The organism is Blautia sp. HCP3S3_D9, assembly GCF_052063845.1.
Lineage (GTDB): Bacteria > Bacillota > Clostridia > Lachnospirales > Lachnospiraceae > Blautia_A.
The window spans coordinates 1-3314 of the sequence record NZ_JBQHWS010000221.1; the positions used below are offsets into that span (position 1 = coordinate 1).

The following is a 3314-nucleotide window of genomic DNA, read 5'->3' on the forward strand; positions in this document are numbered from 1 at the left end:
AGCACCCTCGATTCCAAGTTTACTGCTGTCTACGCAGAGATTGTAGCTGGCAGCAGAGCCCCATTTCTTATTGGTATAATAATTATAATAACTAGAACGGCTCTTATCTGTTTTATTGATCATATCTTTGGCTTCTTTGGCAGTCTTATTATGTTTCTGAGAAAGACGGTTAATTCTCCAGTCAGTATCTGCATGCACAAATACGCTGAAGCAATCCTTATATTCAGCCAGTGCGTAATCTGCACATCTTCCGACCATAACGCAAGGCCCCTCAGAGGCCAGTTTCTTAATTGCATCAAACTGTGCAAGAAATACTTTGTGATTCATTGGCATATCTGTAAATCCTGATGAAGAATAGCCAAATGAATATGTATCCATTACCAGAGAATATAAAAAACTATTAGTCGGCTTCTCATCGTGATTTTCAAAAAGTTCTTTGCAGATACCGCTTTCGTTTGCTGCATGCTCCAAAAGCTCTTTATCGTAGCATTTAATACCGAAATATTTGGCAACTTCCTGTCCTATTTGTCTTCCGCCGCTGCCATATTCACGACCTATTGTAATAATTGAACTTGTACTGTTCATAATCTACACTCCCTTCTGTTACGGATTCGATAGACATATTATACAATATTTTCGTGGGAATGCAAACTATTTTCGCAATTTTTCTAATAATTTAAGAAAGTATTCAGGTAAAGGCGCAGTAAATTCCATATATTCGCCGGTTGCTGGATGAATAAAGCCGAGAATCATTGCATGAAGAGTCTGCCCTTGCAAATGATATGGGTTCTTTCCGGAGCCATATACCTCATCTCCAAGTAAAGGGTGCCCGATGCTGGTCATATGAACACGGATCTGGTGAGTACGGCCTGTTTCCAGACGACATTCTACATAAGTGGCATTCTTGAAACGTTCCAGAACTTTATAATGAGTAACAGCATCTTTGCCGTTTTTGTAATTTATGGCCATTTTTTTCCGGTCTACCGGATGACGGCCGATCGGTCCCTCTATGGTACCCTCATCTTCTTTCAAAACGCCTGTTACAATTGCACGGTATCTACGTTTGATAGAATGCTCTTTCAACTGTTCGGCAAGGTCTTTGTGTGCGTTATCGTTTTTACACACAAGAAGGGCGCCGGTAGTATCTTTATCGATTCTGTGGACAATACCAGGGCGCAATACACCATTAATACCAGAGAGATTATCTTTGCAATGGAACATAATGGCATTTACCAGTGTTCCTGATGTATGTCCGGCACTGGGATGTACGACCATTCCTTTTGGTTTGTTGACGATCAGCACATCGTCATCTTCGTAAAGAATATCCAGAGGGATATCCTCCGGCAAGATATCCGGTTCCTCCATATCCGGAACTTCTACAGAAATATCATCCTGGTTCTGAACTTTATAATTCGCTTTTACAGGAGAGCCATTTACCCTAATTTTCTGTTCTTTCAGAAGCTTCTGGATATAGGAACGTGATAACTCTTCATTTTTTCCAGAAAGATAGCGGTCAATCCGGATACCAGACTGACCGTCAGAAACACAATACTTAAGAATTTCCATAATATTAATCCTTTTTTATTCGTAAAAAGTCGTAATCTTCGTCATTTCTGTATTTAAAACATACAAGAAGAACAAGCAGGATTCCACTGCATACGACATAAATATCTGCCATATTGAACACAGGAAAATCGATTAGTGAAAAATAGATAAAATCTACAACATATCCTCTGAACACCCTGTCGATAAAATTACCTAAAGCACCGGATACCATGATCACAGAAGTGACAGCCAGAGGCAGATAATATCTGGTGCGCGGAATCCTTGCATATACATAGACAAACAGACAGAAAAATAAGAGACACAAGATTACAAATACCGGAATTTTGCCTTCAAATAATCCAAAGGCCATTCCACGGTTCTCGATGTAGCGCAACTGTAAAACACCAGAAATAAGAGAGATATCATTTTCTCCCTTCAGGTAAGTAAGAACCAGATGTTTACTTACCTGATCCAGTAGTGTTAATACGAGAATGATGATTCCCGCCTGGATCCAGTGCTTCCAGGCGGATTTTGCTGAAGCTGTTGTCATACCAGAATCTCCCGAATAGCCTGGAGTAATTCTTCATCCGTTACTGTCTTGTCAATGAAGCTCTTGCCAATACCATCCATGAGGATAAACTTTATGTGTCCAGCCTCCATTTTCTTATCCTTCTTAGTTGCTGCAAGGACATCCTCTGCATTCAGAGAATCAACAGAAAGAGGAAGATCATAGGAACGACAGCCGTTTCTGATTTCTTCATATTCCTGACTGGTCAGTAATCCTCTTGTCATGGAAAGATAAGCAGCTGCAATCAGACCAACACCAACACATTGCCCATGAAGAAGCTGGAAGTTCTTAAGCTTTTCTACTGCATGGCCGATCGTATGACCAAGATTCAGGAGTGCACGTTCTCCCTGTTCTTTTGGATCACGTTCCACTACACCTGCTTTGATTTCACAGCATCTGCGGATCATTGTGGAAAGCATGCGCAGATCCAGATTGCTGATCAAGGACTGATTCTGGCATACAAACCGGAAAAAATCACCGTCGCAGATTAAACCAGTCTTCAGAATTTCACCCATACCACAGGTAAATTCACGGGCAGGAAGAGACTGCAGAGAACTCATATTCATGTAAACAAGACGTGGCTGATGGAAAGCACCTACCATGTTTTTGTACTGAATAAAATCAACTCCTGTCTTGCCGCCTACACTACTGTCTACCTGGGCGAGAAGTGTAGTAGGAACCTGAATAAAATCAATTCCTCTCAGATAAGTAGCCGCACCAAAACCAGTGAGGTCGCCTACAACGCCACCACCTAATGCAACCAGAAGTCCTTTACGATCCATTTCATGTTCGATCAGGGTCTGGTATAAGTCCTGTACAGTATTCAGATTCTTATTCTTCTCACCTGATTCGAATGTGAAAGAAAACACATCAGAAGAAACCCTCTGAAGAACTGATCTGACGGAATCATGATAAAGGGGTGCTACATGGCTGTCTGTTACGATACAGATCTTTCGGCCTTCCAGACCTTCTTCTCTGATCGCACTGGCAAGATTCTGAAAGTCATTTTCAAAGTAAATAGGATAATGGAAATCTCCTTCCCGTTTTACAAGTAATTTCTGTTCTGCCATTTTCCCTCTCCTTTTTATGTGAATATTTTATTGCTAACTTCTCATTATTTTCCTACTCAAACACTTAAAACTCTGATAAATACTGAGTTGTTCGTAATTTTGTTGGTGGATAAATGAGTAGGTATGTTTAC

At 40.7% G+C, this 3314-nt stretch carries 4 protein-coding genes; all 4 read right to left on the reverse strand.

Annotation, left to right across the window (positions count from 1 at the left end; all coding sequences use genetic code 11):
• The coding region (locus tag ACTNES_RS20165) for an AAA family ATPase (RefSeq protein WP_441040505.1) at positions 1-585 on the reverse strand (585 nt) is incomplete at its 3' end.
• Positions 586-651: 66 nt separating this feature from the next.
• Positions 652-1566 carry an RluA family pseudouridine synthase gene (locus ACTNES_RS20170; protein WP_441040506.1) on the reverse strand — a complete coding sequence of 305 codons (915 nt, stop codon included), beginning with the start codon at positions 1564-1566 and terminating at the stop codon, positions 652-654.
• 4 nt (positions 1567-1570) lie between these two features.
• Positions 1571-2095, reverse strand: a complete 525-nt coding sequence (gene lspA, locus ACTNES_RS20175) for a signal peptidase II (RefSeq protein WP_291806813.1) — start codon at positions 2093-2095, stop codon at positions 1571-1573.
• Complete coding sequence (aroB, locus tag ACTNES_RS20180; protein ID WP_441040507.1) at positions 2092-3183, reverse strand: 3-dehydroquinate synthase; 1092 nt, start codon at positions 3181-3183, stop codon at positions 2092-2094. The genes lspA and aroB overlap by 4 nt, the downstream gene beginning before the upstream one ends.
• Between the last annotated feature and the right edge of the window lie 131 nt (positions 3184-3314).